This is a genomic window from Burkholderia sp. BCC1999, from assembly GCF_905339975.1.
Lineage (GTDB): Bacteria > Pseudomonadota > Gammaproteobacteria > Burkholderiales > Burkholderiaceae > Burkholderia.
Genome location: NZ_CAJPHP010000001.1, coordinates 153,753 through 178,066, shown reverse-complemented (window position 1 = coordinate 178,066; position 24,314 = coordinate 153,753). Strand labels below are relative to the sequence as shown.

At 65.1% G+C, this 24,314-nt stretch carries 22 protein-coding genes; 14 read left to right on the top strand and 8 right to left on the bottom strand.

Annotation, left to right across the window (positions count from 1 at the left end; genetic code table 11):
• Positions 1 to 32 precede the first annotated feature (32 nt).
• Together U5809_RS00800 and U5809_RS00795 are read left to right on the top strand one after the other, a co-directional pair.
• Positions 33 to 1,328: a citrate synthase family protein gene (locus U5809_RS00800; RefSeq protein WP_322085073.1), complete on the top strand. Its 1,296-nt coding sequence runs from the start codon at positions 33 to 35 to the stop codon at positions 1,326 to 1,328.
• 122 nt (positions 1,329 to 1,450) lie between these two features.
• Complete coding sequence (locus U5809_RS00795; RefSeq protein ID WP_322085072.1) at positions 1,451 to 1,888, top strand: hypothetical protein; 438 nt, start codon at positions 1,451 to 1,453, stop codon at positions 1,886 to 1,888.
• A gap of 248 nt (positions 1,889 to 2,136) precedes the next feature.
• Here U5809_RS00795 and betI read toward each other — a convergent pair whose 3' ends face one another.
• A complete protein-coding gene (gene betI / locus U5809_RS00790; protein WP_322085071.1) occupies positions 2,137 to 2,775 on the bottom strand; it encodes a transcriptional regulator BetI in 639 nt (212 codons plus the stop codon).
• A 375-nt stretch (positions 2,776 to 3,150) separates the two neighbouring features.
• Between betI and choX the strand changes: the two genes are divergently transcribed.
• The 4 genes from choX to U5809_RS00770 all read left to right on the top strand — a co-directional run bounded on the left by choX (position 3,151) and on the right by U5809_RS00770 (position 7,837).
• Positions 3,151 to 4,092 carry a choline ABC transporter substrate-binding protein gene (gene choX / locus U5809_RS00785; protein ID WP_322085070.1) on the top strand — a complete coding sequence of 314 codons (942 nt, stop codon included), beginning with the start codon at positions 3,151 to 3,153 and terminating at the stop codon, positions 4,090 to 4,092.
• A 49-nt stretch (positions 4,093 to 4,141) separates the two neighbouring features.
• Positions 4,142 to 5,515, top strand: coding sequence for an amidase (locus tag U5809_RS00780; RefSeq protein ID WP_322085069.1), 1,374 nt, complete (start codon positions 4,142 to 4,144; stop codon positions 5,513 to 5,515).
• Positions 5,516 to 5,759: 244 nt separating this feature from the next.
• A complete protein-coding gene (locus U5809_RS00775; RefSeq protein ID WP_322085068.1) occupies positions 5,760 to 6,143 on the top strand; it encodes an ATP-dependent protease in 384 nt (127 codons plus the stop codon).
• A 194-nt stretch (positions 6,144 to 6,337) separates the two neighbouring features.
• Positions 6,338 to 7,837 (top strand): FAD-dependent monooxygenase, encoded by a 1,500-nt coding sequence (locus tag U5809_RS00770; protein WP_322085067.1) that lies wholly within the window; start codon positions 6,338 to 6,340, stop codon positions 7,835 to 7,837.
• Here the strand turns inward: U5809_RS00770 and U5809_RS00765 are convergent.
• Positions 7,798 to 8,373: an ATP-binding protein gene (locus tag U5809_RS00765; RefSeq protein ID WP_322085427.1), complete on the bottom strand. Its 576-nt coding sequence runs from the start codon at positions 8,371 to 8,373 to the stop codon at positions 7,798 to 7,800. The two genes, U5809_RS00770 and U5809_RS00765, sit on opposite strands and share 40 nt — an antisense overlap.
• 194 nt (positions 8,374 to 8,567) lie before the next feature.
• Complete coding sequence (locus U5809_RS00760; protein ID WP_322085066.1) at positions 8,568 to 9,257, bottom strand: TetR/AcrR family transcriptional regulator; 690 nt, start codon at positions 9,255 to 9,257, stop codon at positions 8,568 to 8,570.
• 53 nt (positions 9,258 to 9,310) lie between these two features.
• Here U5809_RS00760 and shc point away from each other — a divergent pair, with 53 nt between their 5' ends.
• Positions 9,311 to 11,350, top strand: a complete 2,040-nt coding sequence (gene shc / locus U5809_RS00755; protein ID WP_322085065.1) for a squalene--hopene cyclase — start codon at positions 9,311 to 9,313, stop codon at positions 11,348 to 11,350.
• 79 nt (positions 11,351 to 11,429) lie between these two features.
• On the opposite strand, the gene U5809_RS00750 is transcribed toward shc, so the two are convergent.
• Positions 11,430 to 12,344, bottom strand: a complete 915-nt coding sequence (locus U5809_RS00750) for a LysR family transcriptional regulator (protein WP_322085064.1) — start codon at positions 12,342 to 12,344, stop codon at positions 11,430 to 11,432.
• Positions 12,345 to 12,493: 149 nt separating this feature from the next.
• Between U5809_RS00750 and U5809_RS00745 the strand changes: the two genes are divergently transcribed.
• From U5809_RS00745 to U5809_RS00725, 5 genes are all read left to right on the top strand, one after another.
• The gene (locus tag U5809_RS00745; RefSeq protein WP_322085063.1) at positions 12,494 to 13,618 is read left to right on the top strand and encodes an FAD-dependent oxidoreductase; all 1,125 of its coding nucleotides are present in this window, start codon (positions 12,494 to 12,496) and stop codon (positions 13,616 to 13,618) included.
• Positions 13,611 to 13,910, top strand: coding sequence for a (2Fe-2S)-binding protein (locus tag U5809_RS00740; protein WP_322085062.1), 300 nt, complete (start codon positions 13,611 to 13,613; stop codon positions 13,908 to 13,910). The genes U5809_RS00745 and U5809_RS00740 overlap by 8 nt, the downstream gene beginning before the upstream one ends.
• Positions 13,907 to 15,343: an NAD(P)/FAD-dependent oxidoreductase gene (locus U5809_RS00735; protein WP_322085061.1), complete on the top strand. Its 1,437-nt coding sequence runs from the start codon at positions 13,907 to 13,909 to the stop codon at positions 15,341 to 15,343. Before U5809_RS00740 ends, U5809_RS00735 begins: the two co-directional genes overlap by 4 nt.
• Positions 15,344 to 15,383: 40 nt before the next feature.
• The gene (locus tag U5809_RS00730) at positions 15,384 to 16,166 is read left to right on the top strand and encodes an ABC transporter substrate-binding protein (RefSeq protein ID WP_322085060.1); all 783 of its coding nucleotides are present in this window, start codon (positions 15,384 to 15,386) and stop codon (positions 16,164 to 16,166) included.
• Between the two features lie 111 nt (positions 16,167 to 16,277).
• Positions 16,278 to 17,219 (top strand): LysR family transcriptional regulator, encoded by a 942-nt coding sequence (locus U5809_RS00725; RefSeq protein WP_322085059.1) that lies wholly within the window; start codon positions 16,278 to 16,280, stop codon positions 17,217 to 17,219.
• Here U5809_RS00725 and U5809_RS00720 read toward each other — a convergent pair.
• Positions 17,212 to 17,526: an NIPSNAP family protein gene (locus U5809_RS00720; RefSeq protein WP_006497967.1), complete on the bottom strand. Its 315-nt coding sequence runs from the start codon at positions 17,524 to 17,526 to the stop codon at positions 17,212 to 17,214. The two genes, U5809_RS00725 and U5809_RS00720, sit on opposite strands and share 8 nt — an antisense overlap.
• A 47-nt stretch (positions 17,527 to 17,573) precedes the next feature.
• Complete coding sequence (locus U5809_RS00715; RefSeq protein ID WP_322085058.1) at positions 17,574 to 18,737, bottom strand: iron-containing alcohol dehydrogenase; 1,164 nt, start codon at positions 18,735 to 18,737, stop codon at positions 17,574 to 17,576.
• 228 nt (positions 18,738 to 18,965) lie between these two features.
• On the opposite strand from U5809_RS00715, the gene U5809_RS00710 reads away from it, so the two are divergent.
• Positions 18,966 to 20,282, top strand: coding sequence for an MFS transporter (locus tag U5809_RS00710; RefSeq protein ID WP_322085057.1), 1,317 nt, complete (start codon positions 18,966 to 18,968; stop codon positions 20,280 to 20,282).
• A gap of 86 nt (positions 20,283 to 20,368) precedes the next feature.
• On the opposite strand, the gene U5809_RS00705 is transcribed toward U5809_RS00710, so the two are convergent.
• Positions 20,369 to 21,388 carry an aldo/keto reductase gene (locus U5809_RS00705; protein WP_322085056.1) on the bottom strand — a complete coding sequence of 340 codons (1,020 nt, stop codon included), beginning with the start codon at positions 21,386 to 21,388 and terminating at the stop codon, positions 20,369 to 20,371.
• 101 nt (positions 21,389 to 21,489) lie between these two features.
• Here U5809_RS00705 and U5809_RS00700 point away from each other — a divergent pair, with 101 nt between their 5' ends.
• Positions 21,490 to 22,401: a LysR family transcriptional regulator gene (locus tag U5809_RS00700; RefSeq protein ID WP_322085055.1), complete on the top strand. Its 912-nt coding sequence runs from the start codon at positions 21,490 to 21,492 to the stop codon at positions 22,399 to 22,401.
• 60 nt (positions 22,402 to 22,461) lie between these two features.
• On the opposite strand, the gene U5809_RS00695 is transcribed toward U5809_RS00700, so the two are convergent.
• A complete protein-coding gene (locus U5809_RS00695) occupies positions 22,462 to 24,045 on the bottom strand; it encodes an aldehyde dehydrogenase (NADP(+)) (RefSeq protein ID WP_322085054.1) in 1,584 nt (527 codons plus the stop codon).
• Between the last annotated feature and the right edge of the window lie 269 nt (positions 24,046 to 24,314).

The window sequence follows — 24,314 nt, the reverse complement described above, 5'->3', positions numbered from 1 at the left end:
ATCAACCTGCCGAACGAATCGAGCCTCGTACCATGTCGCCTTATCTGAATTCGACCGAAGCGGCCGCGCGGCTCGGCGTCTCGCGACAGACGCTTTACGCATACGTCAGCCGCGGCCTGCTTCGCGCGGAACCCTCCGGCAATCCACGTGAAAGCCGCTACTTCGCAGCGGACGTCGACCGTCTCGCGGCCGAACGCGCGCGCGGCCGCAAGCCGAAGGAAGTCGCGAAAGCCGCGCTGAACTGGGGTTCGCCCGTGCTCGAATCGAGCATCACGCTGATCGAGGGCGGCCAGCTTTTCTATCGCGGCGTGGACGCGCTCGATCTCGCCGGCCGCGCGAGTCTCGAGGAAGTCGCCGCACTGCTTTGGCAATGCAACGAGCGGACTGCATTCGGCCCTCGCGTCCCTCGCGCACCGACGGTGTTGCGAACCCTCTTCAAACACTACGGCGATCAACGCGCGGAGCAGGCGCTCTTGTCGCTGTTCGCCGTCGCCACCGACGACGCACCGACGGCAGCGTGGCAGCAATCGGCCGACAGCCTGATGCAGGGCTGCGGCGACCTGGTACGGATCCTCGCGGCATGCCTGTTGCGCACCGGGTTCGATACGGCGCCCATCCACGAGCAATGCGCGCGCGCATGGGGCGTCGGGCCGTCCGGTGCGGAACTCATCAGGATCGCGCTCGTCCTGTGCGCGGATCACGAACTGAACGCATCGAGCTTCACGGGCCGATGCGTGGCGTCGACGAACGCGAGTTTGCGCGCGGTCGTGATCGGCGGCCTCGCCGGTCTGTCGGGTGGCCGGCACGGCGCGACCACCGCACGTGTCGAGGCGATGTGGGATGAAATCGGCAACCGGAACGTCGAGCGAAAAATGCGCGAGCGCTTGCACCGAGGTGACGATCTGCCGGGGTTCGGACATTCGCTGTATCCCGGTGGCGACGTGCGGGCGGCCTGCCTGCTGTCACGCATCCTGCCGCGCCATCCGCAATGGAAAACGATGATCGATGCAGGCAGTTCGCTGGTCGGCCACAAGCCTTCTCTGGATCTCGCGCTCGTCGCGCTACGCAGGCATTTGCGGCTTCCTGTCGGCGCGGCATTCGGCCTGTTCGCGCTTGGCCGCTCGATCGGCTGGATCGCGCACGGGCTCGAGCAGCGCGAACATCCGGAGTTGATCAGGCCTCGTGCGGTTTATACGGGGGTGCGGCCGGACAGTGTTGGTGCCGGCTCGGGTCAGCCGCGGTCACGCGCGCGATCGGGAAAGCGCTCCGTGTCGCAGCATGCGGCTCCGGAAAACGACATACTTGCGACGTTTTTCAAAGCCCGATAGCCGGGCGAGCGAGTGGTTCACGAAGTCGGTACTTGATCTGGGCCGGGATAGGACGGGCCCGTATGATCAGTGCGTGCCCCGACAAGAAAGCACTCCAACATTGACAGGACGGTTCGCCAAACATGCCCCTCGAAACAGTCCACCTTGATCGGGTTTTTGGCGTCACACATACGTCTCAAAACCGCAAGTCCGTTACGCTGTTCGGATTCGAAAGCAAAAACCGGAAGGAATATTCGGTCGCAGCGCCGGGGAAGCCCCGCATTGAGTCAGGGATGACAATTACCGCCTATTTGTCGGAGGCCGGTAACTGGCAGACGCTGGTCGGCTGGCGTGATCACGAGAGCGGCGAGATTGTGTGCGAATCCGAGGGGGGACCCATTTTCCTCTGTATCTGGTCTGCAGCAGGCCTCGGCATGACGTTACGCGGGGTCTTGCAGCAGTCAGTGACGCTCTCCGTCATCTCAGCCGGGCTGGTTGCCTCGTTCCTTTGGGGCATCCGTCAGATTCGCGATCTGCGACGGGTCCGCCGTGAACTGGAGGCGTCGGCGACGAGGGCATGAGGCAGTGGCGACAAGTGCTGCCATTGGCCGTTTTCGACCACGAGCAGTCATCTGGCCATCGGATACTGCCGCGATTCGAACGTCGGCAATAGCTCACCGGCCGACGGGCAGACTATCTAGCGGAGACCGGATGTCGGCGCGCAAATCGTGCATCTGCGCAATTCAGGTGGACGCTTCAAGGAAAAAGAGGTGTCCGCGCTTGCGCGCAGTCGTTAGGTTTGACCGCGCGTCCAACAAGCACACACTGGCTATGCGGGTGCCACGCGCGTGGCACTGTTTGTTTTCCGTGCTTGCGATCGCTGCGCACCTTCGCACCGAGCCAGAACCGGTTCAAGGTAGGCGCGCATACGGTCAAGCGCTTCTTCGCGACCGGGGGTTCCTTGTAGGGCTAGCCGCATCCAGAAGCCGTCGATCATGACACTGATATCCAATGCGACCTGTCGCGCCTGCTCGATTGGTAGCAACGAGCGCAAGCTGAAAATAAGGTTGTCGTCCATCCGACGATGAACGACCTTCTGAATACGCAGAAACTTCGGATTGAAGCAGGCATCTCCGCAGAAGGATACCCACCCTTGAGCGATCGGCCTTGTAAAACCGCGCTCTGAAAAATTCCCTTCGATGATCGCCCAGACCCTTTCGATGGGCGTCGTCGCTCGCGCGACACAAGCCAATACGTCGTTGCGCTGTTCGGCAGTCGAAAAGCGAATCGCACTTTCGATAAGCTCGTTTTTATCTTTGAAGTAGTGATGGACAAGACCATTCGACATACCTGCGCGCTCGGCTACGCGTGCTGTCGTAATTCCGGATAGGCCATGCTCCTGCATGGTCAGGTAGGCGGCTTCCATCAAGTCCGCCCGGCGGATATCCCTGATCGACTTGCTTGGCATGGGAGTTCTTTCGACATCAGCGTTAACGGAGCGAACAGCTGTACTCGGCCCCTAGGACCGAAAGTATATCGCCTCCGTGCTATAGCCCTAATAGCCGATGGCCACGTGAGACTTCGTACAGAAGATACGGGCCATAGGGCTTCCCGATCTCACCCGCAACGGTGAGCGCTAACCATCGAGACATCGCATCCGATGAGCGCAGTCTGAGCCACGTCTTTCAATTACCAAACAGGGCTGGCATAGCGGGTAAGTACCTATGCCAGTCAAATTGGATGGCCATCCAATTCATTGTATAGTTGCCCAACTTTCCCGGCCGCCTGCACCTCTCCTGTCCTGTTTGCCTCGCTTCTACCCCTTTTGTTTTAGGAGTATTAAATGAATACAAGCACTCTGTGGTCCGTTTGCGTTCTGGCAATCACATGTTCCTTGAGCGCACAAGCGCGAGACGACGCGAGTTGCAAGGATCCTCGATTCGCGAAGATTGGGTGGACAGACCTCGAGGCGACGACGGCGCTTGCGCAGAATGTCCTCGCAGGACTTGGCTATAAGGCCACCGATACTACGCTTTCGATTCCGTTGGCTTGGGCCGGACTGAAACGGAAGGACCTCGACATCTATCTCGGCGATTGGGTGCCGTCCCAAGACTCAAATGCGAAGCCATACCTCGAGTCGAAATCGGTGACGCGCCTACCCAAACCCAATCTGATCGGAGCAAAGTTCACGCTTGCTGTCCCGGACTACGTTTTCGACCAAGGTCTGCGGAGCTTCGATGACATCGTGAAGTTCAAGGATAAGCTCGGCGGGCGAATCTATGGGATCGAACCGGGCGACGATGCGAACGTTTCTATTCAGAAAATGATCAAGGCGAACGCCCACCACCTCGGTGATTTCAAATTAATGGAGTCGAGCGAGGCTGGCATGCTGGTGTCGGTCGACCGTGCCATCGCACGCAAGGAGTGGATAGTGTTTTTGGGCTGGGAGCCTCATCCGATGAACCTGGCACACTCAATCAAATATCTGTCGGGCGGAGACAAGGAGTTTGGACCGAACTACGGTGCGGCCGAAGTGTATACGGTAGTCGCCAACGGGTATCGCGAACGCTGTCCCAACATCGCAAAGCTGCTCGACAACCTCGAGTTCACCACCAATATGGAAGACACGATCATGGCGCGTATCGTCAAGAAGGAAGATCCGCGGACCGTGGCAAAGGAATGGCTTAAACAGCACCCCGAGGTGCTGACGCGGTGGCTGAACGGGGTTACGACATTTGATGGCAAACCCGCGAATCCCGCCGTTCAGGCATACCTCGGCAAATAAGGTCGACCGACTTCCAACCTTGCGACGCGACGGCATTGAGAGAGATAGTATGAACGTTGACGAGTATGCGCAGTACGACGGTATCGGGCTGGCCGAGTTGATTTCCTCGGGCGAAGTGAGCCCGTCTGAAGTCGTTCAGGCAGCGATCGACAGTATCGAGACGAAAAACCCGTCGCTGAATGCGGTGGTCAGAACCAACTACGAGGCGTCGATCCCGGTGCGGGGTTCCATATCCGGACCGCTATGCGGTGTGCCGTTCCTGCTTAAGGATGTGAACCTTTACTCCCATGACATGCCCACGAGCTTCGGTTCGGCGTATTTTCGCGGTGCTGCCCCCCGGCCCGACAGTGACATTGTCGAGCGCTGGCGCCGAGCGGGGCTGGTCATACTGGGCAAAACCAATTCACCTGAATTCGCTGCGGAATTCGTTACCGAGCCTCGCGCCTTTGGCGTAACTCGAAACCCCGCCAACCACACCTTAACCGTGGGAGGCAGTAGCGGCGGAGCGGCGGCAGCGGTCGCATCGGGGATGGTCCCGATCGCCCACGCGACCGATCTTGGTGGATCAATTCGGATACCGGCTTCCTGCTGCGGCGTTTTCGGTTTCAAGCCGACATCGGGCCTCAATTCCGTCGGTCCGTACTTCACCGAGATTGCAAGCGGCTTGAATTCCGATCACGTCGTTACGAGAAGCGTCAGAGACAGCGCGGCATCGTTGGATATCACCGCGCACTTGACGCAAGATCCCGGCTTCCTACGATGCCTCTCTCAGCCACTTGGGAAGCTGAGGATTGGCATCAGCGTACGCAGCCCCTCGGGTGCTGAAGTAGGCGACAGCCAAGCTAACGCTGTGGAGAACGTTGCTCGTGCCCTGGAAGATGCGGGCCATTCCATCACCCGATATCAGTTTCCAGCTATCGCCGCATCCACGGACTGGATTGACCTTCTTTGGATTTTCGATATTCAGAAACTTGTCGACGAGCGGGTAAGAGAAATCGGCAGCGAACCAAAGTTAGACGAGCTCGAACCGCTCACGTGGGCACTGCTGGAGAAAGCTCGTCGATATGGAGAAGCCGGATACCAGAAAGCACTGGAAGGCCGTCGCGCCTACACGCAAGCATATTTAACGTCCCTCCGAGACATTGACGTCTTGCTGACGCCAACACTGTCGAAGGATCCCGCGCCTGTCGGCAAAATGGCCTTCAGCAATTTTGGCGACCTCGACTTGTGGGGAACAGCTGGCTACGGATTTGCGCCTTTTTCTATTCCTGCAAATATCAGCGGCCAGCCGGCGGCGTCATGCCCGACCTTCAGAACAGCGAGCGGCTCACCGGTAGGCGTCCAGATCGCGGCTAAACCAGCGCAGGATGCACTGGTGCTGCAACTGTGCGCTCAGATCGAAGGAATCACCGGCTGGAAATGAGGCAGGAGGTCCCCACGCGGCTAAATCGACAACCTGCCACACACAGTTGTTTTCATCGCTCGCATGCCCTGTCGCCCGTGCGCCCCCGGCGAGTGACGCACCCGAGCGCATGAATCTCCCGATCATGGCGCCTTTGCACGGGCCAAACATCGGCGCCAAAGCGCGTGTTGCACCATCCGGATTCGTAACACCTGCCCGGGTACGGCCTGTGCGATCATGTGCCACGATCAACATGAGAAATGGCATGACGACTACATTCGACGAGGCGACAACGGCGGCGATCGCCGCGTTTGCCCAACTGGATTTCTACACGGCCGTGCAGGCGATGCGCGCCGAGGCCGACTACGACCACGAACGTGACCAGTGGATCTCGCGCTACATCGACGAGCACGGCGGCGGTGCGGACGATGCGGAATATGACGCGTTGCACGCTCGGGCCCAGGCAACCCCGGAATACGCGCAGTTCGTCGATGCGGTTCGCCAGGAAATCCTGGAATACTTCGGCGTAACCGAAGATCAACTGGACTGGATGGTCCTGCTGCGCAATGACGACAGCGACGAGCTTTGGGCGGAAGTCAACCGGCAGCGGAGCGCGCTGGGAACCGGTGAAGTGCGCGGCGATCTCTGAGCGTTGCTTGCCATGGGGCTTTCCAGTCGTGCCGGGTGCGGAGCTGGAGTCACGTCGGGCTCTCAGCTGCTGCAACCGATCCGCCAGGAGTGGGCAAGCCTTCGGAGCGTCGAAACGCGCGACCATTGCGCCCCGACCCTTGCCCTCGGAGGTGCAACGGCTCGACTGGCGGCATTGATTCCGTGAGGTAGCCAATGCAGGTATCGGAGCACGAAGTTGTCATTGCCGGAGGCGGACCAACCGGTTTGATGCTGGCAGGCGAACTGGCGCTGGCGGGCGTCGATGTCGCCATCGTCGAACGCCGCCCCGACCAGACGCTTGCAGGTTCGCGCGCCGGCGGCCTGATTGCCCGGACACTCGAGATTTTCGATCAACGTGGCATCGTGGACCGCTTCCTTGCTGAAGGACAGAAGGCGCAAGTCACCGGATTTGCGTCGATTCGTCTGGACATCAGCGATTTTCCGACCCGGCACAATTACGTGCTGGGGCTACGGCAAAAACATATCGAGCGCATTCTCGCCGGGTGGGTCGACGAGCTGGCCGTGCCGATCTATCGCGACTGCGACTTGACGGGTTTCACGCAGGACGACACGGGCGTCACCATCGAACTGTCCAGTCGTCCGTCACTGCGGGCACGCTATCTCGTCGGGTGCGACGGCGGCCGCAGCCTCGTGCGTAAAACCGCCGGCATCGAGTTTCCAGGCTGGGATGCAACGACCAGCAGCATTCTCGCCGAGTGCGAGATGACGGAGGAACCGCCACTGGGCGTCCATCGTACCGCGCTGGGCATTCATGCCTTCGGCCGTGAGGAATACGAAATTCGTGATGGCAAGATCGTCTTTGCCACCGAGGGACCCGTCGGCGTAATGGTGACTGAAAAGGCGGTCGGTGCGAAGACCGAACCCACGCTGGAGGATCTCAGGGAAGCGCTCGTCGCCGCATGCGGAACCGACTACGGCGCGCATAATCTGACGTGGATTTCCCGATTCACCGACATGGCACGGCAAGCAGCAACCTACCGCAAGGGCCGCGTTCTCCTCGCCGGCGATGCTGCCCACGTGCATTCCCCAGTGGGCGGAAAAGGCCTCAACATCGGCGTCCAGGACGCCGTGAATCTGGGTTGGAAACTGGCTCAGGTGGTGAAAGGCATATCGCCTGACAGCCTGCTCGACACGTATCACGCCGAGCAACATCCAGTCGCGGCCCGCGTGCTGCGCACGACGATGGCGCAGGTCGCCCTGCAGCGCACCGACGACAGCACCGAAGCGTTGCGTGAAATCGCCGCGGAGCTGTTTCGCATGGAGGAACCGCGCAAGCGAACCGCCGCCGAGATGTGCGGGCTTGGCGTCCATTACGATCTCGGTACCGGGCATCCGCTGCTCGGCCGCCGCATGCCGGACCTCGACCTGATCACGCCTGACGGGCCGATCCGCGTCTTTGCGCTGTTCCGGCGTGCCCGGCCCGTGCTGTTGAATCTGGACGAACCCGACAGCATCGACATCACGCGCTGGCTGGATCGCGTCACGTTGGTTCACGCCCGATACGACGGTTCTTGGGAACTGCCTGCGTTGGGCCAGGTGGCCGCACCGACGGCGGTATTGATCCGGCCCGATGGCTATGTGGCGTGGGTTGGAACCCACACGCAAGACGGTCTTCAGGATGCGATGGACATCTGGTTCGGGCCACCCGGCTGATCACTCACGCCACCCGCGTCGCCGTAGTTCACGACATTCAGCCCCTCCGCCGCATCCGGCGCGACGAAGTACCGCGTGATCTGCTCGAACTCGGCATCCGACGCCTGGAGCGGGTGTTCCCCTAGCGCATTACGCACACGCAGGCGCGCCTTGCACACCGCATCGCTGACATCGAGATAGTGCAGACGATGGCCGCAGCCGGCGACCTGCGCGATGCGATGCCCCCATGCGCGCGCCGCCACGGTATTGAATGGAAAATCGAGCACCACCGACACGCCGGCCTGCAGAACGGCACCAACGTGATCGGCCATCACGTCCTTGATACGTTTGGCATACCTGACATAGTCGTCGATCGACAGGATCTCGCCCGGATAGAGGCGAGCAAGCCATGTGTCTTCGCTGATCAGGACGGTCCGCTCCGCGTTCGCCAGCCGTGCGGTCAGCGTCGATTTTCCCGACGCGATCTTGCCGCACACCATGTGGAGCAACACCGCGTCATTCGATAATGCCGCTTGAAATGGATGCTCGATCTGCATTTCCAGGTACTCCATGAAGGGCCCAGAAAGCAAAAACCCGCCTTCCGGGCGGGTTGAGATGACAATCATTCAGTCGATGGCTACCCCGCCGGCAAAAGTGCGGCGCAAATAATCGAATGGGCAGGCGATCGGTTCATGCGCATCAGAATAACGAACCGTCCGCGCGCGGGCAAGCCGGTGTGATACGGGTTTCTTCAATCGCCCTTCGGAAACACCCCCTTGCTCATCGCATCGAGCTGCCGCACGATCTCCGCGCGCAGTTCGACCGACACCTCGACACTGTCGAGCAGCTCCGAGATCCACAACCCGTCGGCGGCGAGCCGGCAGATCATCAGCGTGGCAGCCTGCTCGAGCGGTACGGGATCGGGCCGCGTCCATTCGCGCATCGGCACCGACCATCGCTCACGCGTGTCCTGCTCGGTAATCATCGACGCGACCAGCACGCGCAGCACATCGGTACTCGCGGCCGGATTCGCCGCATCGAGCACCGCATGCAGATAAGCGCGCGCCGCCGCGCCGTCGCCGCTCGGATCCGCCGCCATCCGCGCGTCCATCTGCGCACCGAACCGCGCGGTCGCCTGCCCGAACAACGCATCCAGCAGCCCCTGCTTGTTCGCGAAGTGATACTGCAGCGCGCCTTTCGTCACGCCGGCGCGCTCGGCCACCGCATCGAGCGTCAACGCGGCCACGCCGTGATGTGTCGCGATTTCCGATGCGGCTGCCAGCAGCTGCGCGCGCACCTGGTCCGGCGCTTTTTTTCGCCGCACGCCGGCGACGGCTCCGGCCGGCGCCGATGATCCTTCAGGCGCCCGTGCGCCGGCCGTTCCAGCCGGTTCGACAGGCGCGGACACATCGTGCGGCGCGGGTTCGAGGCGTTTTTTCATGGTGCGGATGGTAGCACCCGGGCGTCTCGATATAAACATTCCGGCTGGATGGTATGATCCGCCGCATGAATAAATCGGCCCCCTCTCCCTGGTCCGCGCTCGACACCGCGATCGCCCGTGGACGCGACGCGCTCGTGCGTCTTCAGCAGCCCGACGGCAGCTGGTGTTTCGAACTCGAATCCGACGCGACGATCACCGCGGAATACATTCTGATGATGCATTTCATGGACAAGATCGACGACGACCGCCAGGAGAAGATGGCGCGTTATCTGCGTGCGAACCAGCGGCTCGACACGCACGGCGCATGGGCGCTGTACGTCGACGGCGCGCCCGACGTGTCGTGCAGCGTGAAGGCGTATTTCGCGTTGAAAGCGGCAGGCGACAGCGAACGGGCGCCGCACATGATCCGCGCGCGCGACGCCATCCTGAAGCTCGGCGGCGCGGCGCGCGCGAACGTGTTCACGCGCATCCTGCTCGCGACGTTCGGCCAGGTGCCGTGGCGCGCGGCGCCGTTCATGCCGATCGAATTCGTGTTGTTCCCGAAGTGGGTGCCGATCTCGATGTACAAGGTCGCGTACTGGGCGCGCACGACGATGGTGCCGCTGCTGGTGCTCTGCTCGCTGAAGGCGCGTGCGCGCAATCCGCGCAACATCTCGATCCGCGAGCTGTTCGTCACGCCGCCGGATGAAGAGCGCCAGTATTTCCCGCCCGCGAGCGGCATGCGCAAGGTGTTCCTCGCGCTCGACCGCACGGTCCGCCATATCGAGCCGCTGATGCCGAAGGGCCCGCGGCAGCGCGCGATCCGGCACGCGGAAGCATGGTGCGCGGAACGCATGAACGGCGAGGACGGGCTCGGCGGCATCTTCCCGCCGATCGTGTACAGCTACCAGATGATGCAGGTGCTCGGCTACCCGGACGACCATCCGCTGCGTCGCGATTGCGAAAACGCGCTGGAGAAACTGCTGTTCACGCGTCCGGACGGCAGCATGTATTGCCAGCCGTGCCTGTCGCCGGTGTGGGACACCGCATGGAGCACGATGGCGCTCGAGCAGGCGCGCGGCGTCGCGGCGCCGGAAGCCGGCGAGCCGGACGGCGCGCTGCGCGAACTCGATGAACGCATCGCACGCGCGTACGACTGGCTGGCCGTGCGTCAGGTGAACGACCTGCGCGGCGACTGGATCGAGAACGCGCCGGCCGACGTCGAACCGGGCGGCTGGGCGTTCCAGTACGCGAACCCGTACTACCCCGACATCGACGACACCGCGGTCGTCACCGCGATGCTCGATCGCCGCGGCCGCACGCATCGCAACGCGGACGGTACGAATCCGCATGCGCAGCGCGTCGCACGCGCGCTCGACTGGATGCGCGGGCTGCAATCGCGCAACGGCGGCTTCGCGGCATTCGATGCCGACTGCGACCGCATGTACCTGAACGCGATCCCGTTCGCCGATCACGGCGCGCTGCTCGATCCGCCGACCGAGGACGTGTCGGGCCGCGTGCTGCTGTGCTTCGGCGTGACGAAACGCGCGGAAGAACGCGCGTCGCTCGCGCGCTGCATCGACTACGTGAAGCGCACGCAGCAACCCGACGGCAGCTGGTGGGGCCGCTGGGGCACGAACTACATCTACGGAACGTGGAGCGTACTGGCCGGCCTCGCGCTCGCCGGCGAGGACAAGTCGCAGCCGTATATCGCACGCGCGATCGAATGGCTGCGTGCAAGGCAGCATGCGGATGGCGGCTGGGGCGAGACGAACGACAGCTACGTCGACCCGAAGCTCGCCGGCACCAATGGCGGCGAGAGCACGTCGAACTTCACCGCGTGGGCGCTGCTCGCGCAAATGGCGTTCGGCGACTGCGAATCCGATTCGGTGAAGCGCGGCATTGCGTACCTGCAGTCCGTGCAGCAGGAAGACGGCTTCTGGTGGCACCGCTCGCACAATGCGCCGGGCTTCCCGCGCATCTTCTACCTGAAGTATCACGGCTATACCGCGTACTTCCCGCTGTGGGCGCTCGCGCGCTACCGGCGACTGGCGAGCGCCGCTGCGGCGGCCACGCCCGCGGCAGTCGAAGCAACCGACACGGCCGTCGCTTGATCGATCGCGCGCCGCGGTGCCCGAAGGCACCCGGCGCGCTCGCAATCGCCATCGCAGTCGCATCCCCCTCCCCGCCGAATCACTCGGCCCCCTTCTCCCGCATCCTCGCAAACGCATCGCGCAGATCGACGCAGAACGCGTCGCCGATCATCGACAGCGGCTGCGACGCAGACGTCACCAGATAGAAGTGATCGGGCACGGCAGGCTCGAACGGCTTGACGGCGACACGTTGGCCCGCGTACGCGGCCGTCACCGGATCGATCAGCGCGACGCCCGCACCGTTCGCGACGAACGCGACAATCGTCTGCGACAGCTGCGCCTCGATCGACAGTACCCGCGACACGCCAGCTTCGACGAACACGCGATCGATCGCGCTGCGCGCCTCGAAACTCGGCGGAAATGACATGAACGATTCGTCGCGCAGGTCGGCCGGCTGCACGACGCGCTTGCGCGCGAGCCGATGCCCGCGCGGCACGATGCAGCACATCGCGCTTTCCGCGAGGCGCTCGCCGCGCACGGCCGGATGGGGCACCGGTTCGGCGATCAACCCGACATCGCACTGCCCGGACGCGACCTTGTCGACGACGGTGGACGCACTATGCGCGAGCAGCGTGATGTCGACACCCGGATGCGCGTGCGAGAACCGCGTGACGAGCTCCGGCAGCAGGTCGAGCGCGACGGCCGGCGAGCCGGCCACGCGCAGCGTGCCGCGCCGCATCGCACGGATCTGCTCGGCGGCCTGCGCAACGCGATCGAGCCCGACGAACGCGCGCTCGACCTCCTCGTACAGCACGCGCGCCTGCGCAGTAGGCGTGAAGCGCCCCTGCTGCCGCTCGAACAGCACGAAGCCGATCCGGTCCTCGAGATCGGCGATCAGCCGGCTCACGGCCGGCTGCGAGATGTGGAGATCGCGCGCCGCGCGCGTGACGGTATGGCGCTGCATCACCGCACGGAACGCTTCGATCTGACGAATCCTCAGCGATGGCGTGGTCATAACACTGGATTATGGGTCGTTGATCAAGCTGTATTGGACAGCACATTTTGCCTGTCCGAACATCGGTTCCGCAACGTATTGAAAGCAAGGAGCCGCGCCGTCATGGGATATAACACGCAACCGCTGCACCCGCGACACCGGAGCCGCGCATGACCATGCGCGGCTTCGACGTCGTCGTGGTCGGCGGCGGCCTCGTCGGCATGGCGATCGCGTGGGGTATCGCGCGTCTCGGCAAAACCGTCGCCGTCTGCGACGGCGACGACATCGCGTTTCGTGCGGCGCGCGGCAATTTCGGGCTCGTGTGGGTACAGGGCAAAGGCGGCCGCTGCCTGCCGTATGCGCGCTGGTCGCGCGAATCGTCCGAGCGCTGGCACGCGTTCGCCGCGCAGTTGCAGCGCGAAACGGGTGTGAACTGCGGTTTCGAGCGGCCGGGCGGCATCGAACTGTTCGAGCATCGTGCCGAACTCGACAGCGCAACCGACCTGCTCGAATCGCTGCGCCGGCAGGAAGCCGCGCTGTCGTACGAAGTGCTCGATCCGGCAGCGCTGCGCCGGCGCATCCCGTCGGCGTCGCCATCGCTGGCCGGCGCGCTGTGGTCGCCGAACGACGGCCACGCGAATCCGCTCTACACGCTGCGCGCGATGCTGCAGGCGTTCCAGCAGTGCGGCGGCGTCTATCTGCCGCGCAGCGAAGTCACGGAGATCCGCCCGCGCGCCGGGCGCTTCGAGATCGACACGCGCGACGCGCGGCTCGAAGCCGGGCGCGTGGTGCTCGCGGCCGGCCTCGACAACGCGCGGCTCGCGCCGATGGTCGACCTGCGTGCGCCGGTCTCGCCGTTGCGCGGCCAGATCATGGTCACCGAGCGCCTCGCACCGTTTCTCGACTACCCGACGCTCGTCGTCAGGCAAACGCCGGAAGGCTCGGTGCTGCTCGGCGACTCGGCCGAGGACGTCGGCTTCGACGACGGACAGACACGCCCCGCGATGGTCGACATCGCGCGCCGCGCACGCACCGCGTTTCCGGCGCTCGCGCATGCGCGCATCGTGCGCGCGTGGGGCGCGCTGCGCATCATGACGCCCGACGGCCTGCCCGTCTACGAAGCGTCGGCCGCCCATCCTGGCGCGTTCATCGCGATCTGCCACAGCGGCGTGACGCTCGCGGCAACCCATGCCGATCTCGTCGCGCCGTGGATCGCGGGCGGCGCCGCGCCCGCCGACCTGTCCGCCTTTACCACCGCGCGCTTCGCCGCGCCCACGGAAGCCCGGCATGTTTGAATCCCTCATTCCCGCCGCCGCGATGTTCGACCGCGTGCGCATCAATATCGACGGCACGCCGCACGACGTGCCCGCGCACTACAACGTTGCTGCCGCGATGCTCGCCGCCGGTTCGGCCGCGTGCCGCGCGAGCGCCGTGAGCGGTGCGCCGCGCGGCCCGTTCTGCATGATGGGCGTGTGCTTCGACTGTCTCGTCGAAGTCGACGGCGTGCCCAACGTGCAGGGTTGCATGACACCCGTCTCCGACGGCATGCAGGTGCGTGCGATGCACGGCAAGGCGAGGCTCGCATGACGCGCCGCCAGTGTGACCTGTTGATCGTCGGCGCCGGGCCGGCCGGGATGGCGGCAGCGGCCGCCGCGCGCTCGGCGGGGCTGTCGGTCGTCGTCGCGGACGAAGGCCGCGCACCCGGCGGCCAGATCTACCGCAACGTGACCGATGCACCGGCGCCGCTCGTGTCATGGCTCGGCACCGACTACACGGCTGGCAGGCCGCTCGTCGACGGCCTGCTCGCGAGCGGTGCGCACTATCTGCCGCGCAGCGTCGTCTGGCAGGTCGCATTCGAACCGGAGCCCGTCGCGATGCTCACGCAAAGCGGCCCGTCAGGCGGCACGCTCGAAGTCGGCTCGCGTGCGGTGTTGATCGCGACCGGTGCGCAGGAACGCCCGTGGCCGGTGCGCGGCTGGACGTTGCCCGGCGTGATGGGTGTCGGCGCCGCGCAGACGCTGCTGAAATCGTCGGGCCTCGCACCGTCGGCCGATGCGGTGCTCGCGGGCAGCGGCCCGCTGCTGTGGCTGTTCGCCGCGCAATTGCTGAACGCGGGCCGGCGCGTGCGTGCGCTGGTCGATACGACACCGCGCGACGCATGGCGGCGTGCGCTCCCGCATGCGTTGCCGGCACTGCGCGGAGCCGACTACCTGCTCAAGGGCTGGCGCATGCTGCGTGCGGTGCGCAACGCCGGGATTCCCGTGTATCGCGGCGCGAGCGAGATCGGCATCGACGGCGACACGCGCGCCGAACGCATCCGCTTTCGCGACGAAGACGGCATCGTGCAGACGCTCGACACGTCGCTCGTGCTGCTCCATCAAGGCGTCATTCCGTCGACGCAGCTCGCGCGATCGCTCGGCTGCGCGCATGCATGGGACGCATCGTCGGCATGCTGGCGTCCGCAGTGCGACGCGCGCGGCCGCAGCAGCGTGCCGCATGTCTGGATCGCTGGCGATGGCGCAGGCATCGGCGGTGCACAGGCCGCGGCACTCGCCGGCGAAGTGTCGGCGCTCGACATCGCCGCGCAACTCGGCGCACTCGACGCACAACGCCGAGCCGCACGCGAACGCCCGGTGCTGCGCGCATTGCGCCGTCATCTCGCGGTGCGCCCGTTACTCGACGCGCTGTACACGCCGCCCGCCGCCATCCGCCGCCCCGGTGACGACACGATCGTGTGCCGCTGCGAGGAAATCACGGCCGGCGAGGTCCGCGAGCTCGCCGCACGCGGCTGCCCGGGGCCAAACCAGATGAAGGCGTTCACGCGCTGCGGGATGGGCCCGTGCCAGGGGCGCTGGTGCGGCACGACGGTCGGCGAGCTGATCGCCGACGTGCAGCAGCGCAGCGTCGACGATGTCGGGTACTACCGGATCCGCGCGCCGATCAAGCCGGTCACCGTCGGCGAGATGGCCGACGCCCTCGAACTGTCGAACGATTTCCAGCGCGGCGAATTTCCGAGCTGACGCATAAACCGATTCATCCCCACACGAACGGAGCCAACCCATGAAGACGCGCCTCACGATTCTCCTTTCCGCCGCCGCGATGGCTTTCGCGTCGATGGCGTCGGCGAAGGAATGGACGACCATCCGCATCGGCGTCGATCCGACCTACCCGCCGTTCGAATCGACGGCGACCGACGGCAGCGTGAAAGGCTTCGACATCGATCTCGGCAACGCGCTGTGCGCGAAGCTGAATGCGAAATGCGTGTGGGTATCGAGCAGTTTCGACGGGCTGATTCCGGGGCTGCAGGCGCGCAAGTTCGACGTGATCCTGTCGTCGATGGCCGCGACCGAACAGCGACGCCAGCAGATCGACTTCACCGACCGCCTGTACCGCAACCAGACGCGGCTGATCGCGCGCACCGGCTCGGGGCTGCTCCCGGAAGCGGCGAAGCTCGCCGGCAAGCGCGTCGCGGTCGAACAGGGCACGATCCAGGAAACCTATGCGCGTGAAAAGTGGGCCGCGGCGAAGGTCGAGGTCGTCCCGTATCCGAGCTACGACCAGGCGTATGCGGATCTCGTCACCGGGCGCGTCGACGGCGTGCTGATGGATGCGGTGCAAGGCCAGCTCGGGTTCCTGTCAACGCCGCGCGGCAAGGGCTTCTCGTTCGCGGGCGGCGTGGTGTACGACCCGAAGATCATGGGCAACGGCGACGCGGCCGGCGTGCGCAAGGCCGACGGCGACCTGCGCGACGCACTCAATCGCGCGATCGCGCAGATCCGCAGCGACGGTACCTACAACACGATCCAGTCGAAGTATTTCGATTTCGACATGTACGGGAATTGACGGCGAACGCGGGTGGCCCGACAGCCGGAAAACCCGCGTTGCCTTAGCGATCCTCAAGATCATTCGAGAACCGGACGGGCTATAATGCGCGCTTTCGGTTTGGTCGTTGCCATGAAGCCGCTGGCCGTTCCCTCTCTCGCGAACATCGCATCGCGTCTTCGCCTCAAGCAGCTGAAGCTGCTGATCGCGCTCGAAAACCACGGCTCGCTGCACAAGGCCGCCGAAGAAATCGCGATCTCGCAGCCCGGCGCCACCAAGGTGCTGCGCGAGATCGAGGACATCCTCGGCATGCCGCTGTTCGAGCGGCAACCGAAAGGCCTCGTCGCGAACGATCTCGGCCGCTGTGTCACGCGCTACGCGCGCCTCATCTACAGCGACCTGGAACACCTGCACACCGAAGTCCTCGCGCTCACGCAAGGCCATGGCGGCCATCTCGCGGTCGGCGTGATCATGGGCGCGGTGCCGCTGCTCACGCGCGCGCTCACCGACCTGCGCCGCCGCCAGCCGAACCTGTCGGTCGAGATCGTCGAAGGCACCAGCGCGAGCCTGCTCGCACTGATCGACGACGGCCGGCTCGATCTCGCGATCTGCCGCAACGGCAACAGCCGGCGCCCGGAGGCGTACGACTACGTGCCGCTGAAATCCGAACCGCTCGCGGTCGTGACGGCACGCACGCATGCGCTGGCCGAGCGCGACGCGCTGACGCTGCGTGATCTCGCCGATGCCGAATGGGTCGCGTATCCGGTCAACACGCCGATGCGGCTCGCGCTCGAGCGTGCGCTCGCCGATGCGGGCATCGACGTACCTCGCTATCCGATCGAAACGGCGTCGACGTTCGCGACGCTCACGCTGCTGCAGGCGAATCCCGAACTGGTAGCGGTCATCCCGCACGAAGTCGCCGAATTCGGCGAACGGTTCGGCCTCATCGCGCGCCTGCCGGTTGCGATCCCGGCGCTCGACGAGCCGTACGGCGTCGTCGCGCGCACCTTCGCGCACCTGTCCCCAGGCGCGCGTCTGCTCGTCGAAACGCTACAGGATCACCTGCTTACCTGATCGGCGAAAACGCGGCCGGGCGCAGCAGTTTCGATTCCATCTTCTCGAGCATCGGGAACGCCTTCGGCACGAATTTCTCGAGCCAGTCCGGATCTTCGTACAGCGCGGTGCGGCGCTTGATGCGATCGTCCAGACTTTCGTATGCCCAGATATGCACGACCTGGTTCAGTTCGCCGATCTCCGTGTACCACCAGCCGACGAGCGTCGCATAGCGGGAGATCACCGGCAGCCCTTCCTTCTCGAAGTGCCGCAGGTATTCGTTCATCTTGCCGATCTGGACCGTGTAGGTCCGCATTTCGTAATACATGACTGCTCCTGGTTGAATCGAATCGGGTAATCGGTATTCGCGGGCGCTCAGCGTTCGCCCGCGTACGCGGCACGGATGATCGCTTCGACGTCGCGCGCGGTGGTCAGGCGCGGATTGACAAGCACGTTGCCGCTGCGCATCGAGTCGGCCACCATCTGCGGCAGGTGTGCGAGGTCGACGCCGAGCTCGCGGATGTTCGACGGAATCTCGAGCGCGCGATTGAGTTCGACGATCTGCTCGACCAGCCCGCGCGCGGCCGTTTGCGCATCGACGCCGGCCACGTCGCCGCCGAGCGCTTCCGCGATGTCGCGGAACAGCGCCGGACACGCCGGGCGGTTGAAATCGATCACGTACGGCAGCAGCGCCGCGTTCGCGATGCCGTGCGCGATGTTGAACACGCCGCCCATCGTGTGCGAGATCGCGTGCACGTTGCCGAGCTTCGACTGCGAAAAGGCGACGCCGGCCAGGAACGAGCCGAGCAGCATGTCCTCGCGCGCCGCGAGATCGGAGCCGACGTAGAACGCGCTGCGCAGGCTGCGCCCGATCAGGCGGATCGCACCCAGCGCGAGCGACTGGCTCACCGGGTTCGCCTGCTTCGACACGTACGACTCGATCGCATGCGTGAGCGCATCCATGCCGGTGGCGGCCGTGATCGCGGCCGGCAGCTTCAGCGTGAGTTCCGCATCGAGGATCGCGAGCTTCGGGAACAGCTTGTGGCTGACGATCACCGTCTTGAACAGCGTTTCCTTGTTGGTGAACACCGTCGACGCCGTGCATTCGCTGCCGGTGCCCGACGTCGTCGGGATCGCGAAGATCGGCAGCGGTTCGTCCGGAATCTTGTTGTAGCCCTCGTAATCGAGAATCGTGCCGCCGTTGGTGGCCATCGCGGCCACGCCCTTCGCGGTATCGATGCTGCTGCCGCCGCCGACGCCGATCACGGCAGTGCAGCGGTGCTCCTTCAGGAACGTCAGCGCACTGTCGAGCACGGCCGTGCTCGGGTTCGCCTCGACGCCCGAGAAGATTGCGTATGCGACGTCTGCGTCGCGCAGCGACGTGAAGAACCCTTCGAGCACGCCGCTCTTGATCAGGCCTTCGTCGGTCACGACCAGCAGCTTGCCGCTGAACAGCGGCTTCAGCAGTTCACCGGCCTGGCGCGCAAGGCCGTTGCCGAATTTCAGCGTGGTGGGAAAGAAGTATTGGAATGGGCTCATGGTGCTTTCTCCGTGTGAAGTCTCCGCACCAGACACTACAAGCGGCCGTTCGCCGCCGGTAATGAAAAAACCGGATCGCCCGATAACGCCTGCTTATTCCCCACGCGCGCCGCGCCATTTGGTTATCACGCGATCACGAAGCGTCATTAGGCAAGATCCAACCGTGCCCCTACAGTCGCTGCACGGGACGATGCCATCGCCCCCGCAACCATAACGACGGAGACACCCATGCCCCCCTCGAATTCCCCCGCCGTTCACGCGGCATCGCCGGCCTCGCTCGATGCGGCGGCGCGGCCGACCAACGTCCGCTGGCGCATCTTCCTGATCATGCTGCTGCTGGTCGCGATCAACTACATCGACCGCGCGTCGCTGTCGGTCGCGATGCCGCTGATCGCGCCGGAATTCAACATGTCGCCGGCACTCGAAGGTCTGATGCTGAGCGCGTTCTTCTGGTCGTACGCGCTGATGCAGATTCCGGTCGGCGTGATGCTCGACCGCTATCACACGCGCGGCATCATCGCGACCGCGACGCTCGCATGGGGTGCGTTCCAGGCGCTCGGAGCGGCATCGCACAGCTGGTTCCTGCTGATGCTGACGCGCATGGGCCTCGGCTTCTCGGAATCGCCGGTGTTCCCGGCCGGCGCGAAGCTGATCGGCTCATGGCTGACGCCGCATGAACGCGGCCGTGGCGCGGTGCTCGTCGACGGCGGTGCGCCGCTCGGCAGCGCGCTCGGCGCGATCCTGATCTCCGGGCTGATCGCGTGGTTCGACTCGTGGCGCATCGCGTTCGTGATCGCGGGTGTCGGCACGATGCTGGTGGGCGTGCTCGTGTGGCGCTATATCCGCAACCATCCGTCCGAGCATCCGGGCGTCAATGCGGCCGAACTCGAACACATCACGCGCGAGAATGCGCCGGCGAAGGCCGCGGGCGAACGCGTGCCGCTGCGCGAACTCGTGAAGGACCGCTCGGTGCTCGCGATGTTCGCCGGCTACAGCTGCATTCTCGCCGTGTTCTACGGGCTGCTGACGTGGATGCCGAGCTACCTGCACAAGACCTACGGCTTCAACATCGCGACCACCGGCGGCGCGACCTTCATCATCTTCATGTCGGGCTTCGTCGGCGAACTGATCGGCGGCACCATCGGCGATCGCTGGAAAGCGTCGGGCGCGTCGCCGAACCTCGTGATGCGCACGATGTTCAGCGGCTCGTCGCTGATCGCGGCCGCGTGCATCCTCGCGGCGGCCTATATCGCGAATGCGAATGCGGTCGTGCTGCTGCTGAGCATCGCGATGTTCTTCATCCGCTTCTGCGGCATGTACTGGAGCCTGCCGGCAATCGTCGGCGGCCCCGAGCGCGCCGGCGTGCTCGGCGGCACGATGAACTTCTGCGGCAGCATGGTCGGCGTCGTGGTGCCGATCCTGATCGGCCTGATCGTGCAGTGGTCGGGTTCGTACTTCCTCGCGCTGCTGTTCTTCGTCGTGATGGCCGTGCTGATCGCGGTGTTCTCCAGCATGATCGACTACCGGCCGCGCGCGCACGGCTGACCGCCACGCGATCACGCTTCCCCTGCATCGAAACGACGAGGCCCGCGCAAGCGGGCCTCGTCACATCGTCAGCGGCCTTGTGCTGCTCAACGATCGATCGGCAGCGGCGCATCGGCCGCGACGAGCTGCTGCTCGCGCATCTCGCGCCAGAAGTCGGCGGGGATATCGAACGTCAGTGCCGCTGAATCTTCCGCGATCCGCTCCGGGCGGCTCGCGCCCGGAATCACCGCTGCCGTCGCCGGATGCGCGAGCACGAACTGCAGTGCGGCCGCCTTGACCGGCACGTCGTAACGCGCCGCGATCGCGCGGATGCGCTCGACCTTCGCGACGATCTCGGGCGGCGCCTTCTGGTATTCGAAGTGCGCGCCGCCGACGAGCACACCCGAGCTGTACGGGCCGCCGACGACGATCCCGACGTTACGGGCCGCGGCGGCCGGCATCACGCGCTGCAGCGCGCGCTCGTGATCGAGCAGCGTATAGCGGCCGGCCAGCAGCATGCCGTCCGGTTGCGGTTCGGCCAGGTCGAGCACCAGTTCGATCGGCTCGACGCGGTTCACGCCGAGGCCCCATGCACCGATCACGCCTTCTTCGCGCAGCTTGCCCAGCACGCGGAACGCACCCTTGCGCGCGACCTCGAACTGCGCGAGCCATTCGTCGCCGTAGATGTCCTGCGCGATGTCGTGCACCCACACGATGTCGAGACGATCGGTGCGCAGCCGCTTCAGGCTGTCCTCGATCGAGCGCAGCGTCGCGTCGGCCGAGTAGTCGCTCACCAGCCGGTTTGCGCGGCCGTGTGCGAAGATCCCGCTCTTTTCGCCGTAGTCGCGCGCCTTCGCGTCTTCCATTTCGTCGGACACGATGCGACCGACCTTCGTGCTGATGAAGTACTCGTCGCGGCGATGGCCGGCGAGCGCGTCGCCGAGGCGCGATTCGGCCAGGCCGGCGCCGTACGACGGCGCGGTATCGAAGTAGCGGATGCCGCGCGCCCATGCGGCTTCGACGGTGGCGATCGCCTCTTCGTCGGGAATATCGCGGAACATGTTGCCGAGCGGCGCCGCGCCGAAACCGAGCCGGTTGTCGGCCGGCAGCGTGTCTTTGAGACTCATGGATTGCTCCGGGTTTGACGGGAAAGTGAACCCAGTCTAGGTTGCACGAATAAGTCTGTCCAAGACATAATTCGTCAAACTTGAGTCTCTTATGGTCTTATATGCTCGACATCCGCCAGCTTCAGTATTTCATCGCGGTCGCGGAAGAGGAACACGTCGGCCGCGCGGCCGAACGCCTGCACATCTCGCAATCGCCGCTCAGCCGCCAGATCGCGCAGCTCGAGGAAAAGCTCGGCCTGACGCTGTTCGAACGCAGCCAGCAGCGCATTCGTCTGACGCGTGACGGACGCACGTTCCTCAGCGAAACACATGCGTTCCTGCGCCACGCGCACCGGCTCGAATCGCTCGCGCGCCGGCTCGGCCGCGGCGACGAAGGCGGCCTGTGCGTCGGCTACCTGGAAACGGCTACGCACTCGGGCGTGCTGCCGCGCGCGCTGAAGACGCTGCGCGCCGATCGCCCGTCGGTACACATCGCGCTGTACAACTATCAATCCGCCGCGCAGCTCGAAGGCTTGCGCGAGCGCAGCCTCGACATCGCGCTCGTCACCGAGCCGCCCGCACCGGACGATCCCGAACTCGATTCGATGATGGTGCTGAACGATCCGATGCTGCTCGCGCTGCCCGACGGGCACCCGCTCGCGAAGAAGAAGACGCTCGTCGCCGACGATCTCGCCGCGCAGGCGTGGATCGGCGTGACGCAGCAGGAGAGCGCGCCGCGTCATGGCGCGTTCGTCGCGGCCTGTGCAAAGGCCGGCTTTTCGCCGGACATCTCGGTGGAGGCGACCGAGCCGCTCGCGGCGCTCGGCCTCGTCGCTGCCGGACTCGGCGTGACGATGATCCAGCAGAGCCTGCGCCACCAGGTGCCGGAAGGCGTCGTGCTGCGCGAGCTGCCGTGGTTCTGTTACCACACGCCGCTGTGGGCCGCGTGGCACAAGGTCAATCTGCGGCCGCTGGTCGGCATCTTCCGCGAGATCCTGACCGGCGAGGAGGTCGTCGCGACGGCCGGCAAGTAAGCCGCGGAAATCGCGGGGCGCCATCGCGGCGCGATTTCCCGCTTGCCTGCCGCGCGAACCTTACTGCGCGAGCGTCAGCTTCCCGTCGAGCAGGCGGTTGAGCGCCCACGGGTTGCTCGTACGCAATGCCTCCGGCAGCAGCGCATCCGGCATGTCCTGATAGCTGACCGGGCGCAGGAAACGCCGGATCGCGAGACTGCCGACCGACGTCGAGCGTCCGTCCGCCGTCGACGGATACGGGCCGCCATGCACCATCGCATGGGCAACCTCGACACCCGTGCCGAAACCGTTGACCAGCACACGGCCCGCACGTCGTTCCAGCGCCGGCAGGAACGTGCGCACGTCCGCGTAATCGGCCTCGTCGATCTGGATCGACGTCGTCAGTTGCCCTTCCAGCGACTCGATCAGCGCGCGCATCGTCTTCAGGTCGGGACAGCGGACGATCAGCGACGCCGCGCCGAAAATCTCCTCGTGCAGCGCCTTCGTTTCGCGGAACGCGTCCGCGCTCGTCGAGAACAGCGCGCCCTGCCCCTGGTTCGCACCGGTCGGCGCATTCGCGCGCGCGACCGTCTGCACCTGCGGATGCTGCGCGAACGCGGTGACCGCACGCTCGAACGCCTGGTGAATGCCCGGCGTGAGCATCGTCGCGGCGGGCGCCTGCGCAAGCCGCTCCGCCGCCGCCGCGATGAAGCGGTCGAGCGCCGGCCCTTCCACCGCGAAGACCAGCCCCGGGTTCGTGCAGAACTGGCCGGCGCCGAGCGTCAGCGACTGCACGAACGCGTGCGCGATCGCATCGCCGCGTTGTTCGAGCGCATGCGGGAACAGCAGCACCGGATTGATGCTGCTCATCTCCGCATAGACGGGGATCGGTTCGGGCCGCGCGTTCGCGATCGCGATCAGCTCGGTGCCCGCGTGGCGCGAGCCGGTAAAGCCGACCGCCTTGACGCGGCGGTCACGTACGAGCCCCTGGCCGATTTCACGGCCGCTGCCGAACAGCAGCGAGAACGTGCCTTCCGGCATCCCGCAGTCCTTCACGGCTTGCTGCACGGCCGTCCCGACGAGTTCCGACGTGCCGGGGTGCGCCGAGTGCGCCTTCACGATCACCGGACAGCCGGCCGCCAGCGCAGATGCCGTATCGCCGCCCGCGACCGAGAACGCGAGCGGGAAGTTGCTGGCGCCGAATACGGCGACGGGGCCGAGGCCGACATGACGCAGGCGCAGGTCGGGACGCGGCGCGGGCTGGCGGTCCGGCTGCGCCGGATCGATGCGCACCTCGAGGTAATCGCCCGCGCGCACCACGCCGGCAAACATGCGCAACTGGCCGACCGTGCGGCCGCGCTCGCCTTCGACACGCGCACGCGGCAGGCCCGATTCGGTCACGCAGCGCTCGACGAGCACGTCGCCAAGCGCGAGGATGTTGGCCGCGATCGCTTCGAGAAACCGGGCGCGTGCCTCCGGCGACGTCTCGCGATACGCGTCGAAGGCCGCCCAGGCCAGCGCGCACGCTTCGTCGAGATCGACGACGGTCGCGCCGCCGAAGGCCGGCTCCATGCGATCGCCGCTCCCCGCGTCGATCGCGTATGTGACGCCGTGAGTGCCGCGTCGTGAGTGCTGACCGATCAGCAAGTTGCCTGCGATGTTCATTTCCGTTTCCTGTGTGAGTCGATCGACTGCGCACGCGATGCTCCGGCGTGCGTATGAATGCATTGGCGACGACACGTATGCGACGTCGACGCGAATGACCACGATGGTTTCAAAACCGCCCGGCCCGCGTCAATACTTCGCGCATGACAGCTTTTCATAACGCTATGAGCCGCTCTCAATACCGGATGCGCGGCGCGATCTTCATACTGGCCCTGCGCCGCGCCATACCGGGCGCGCCCGTGAGACTCGAATGCCCTGGCGTCAGACGG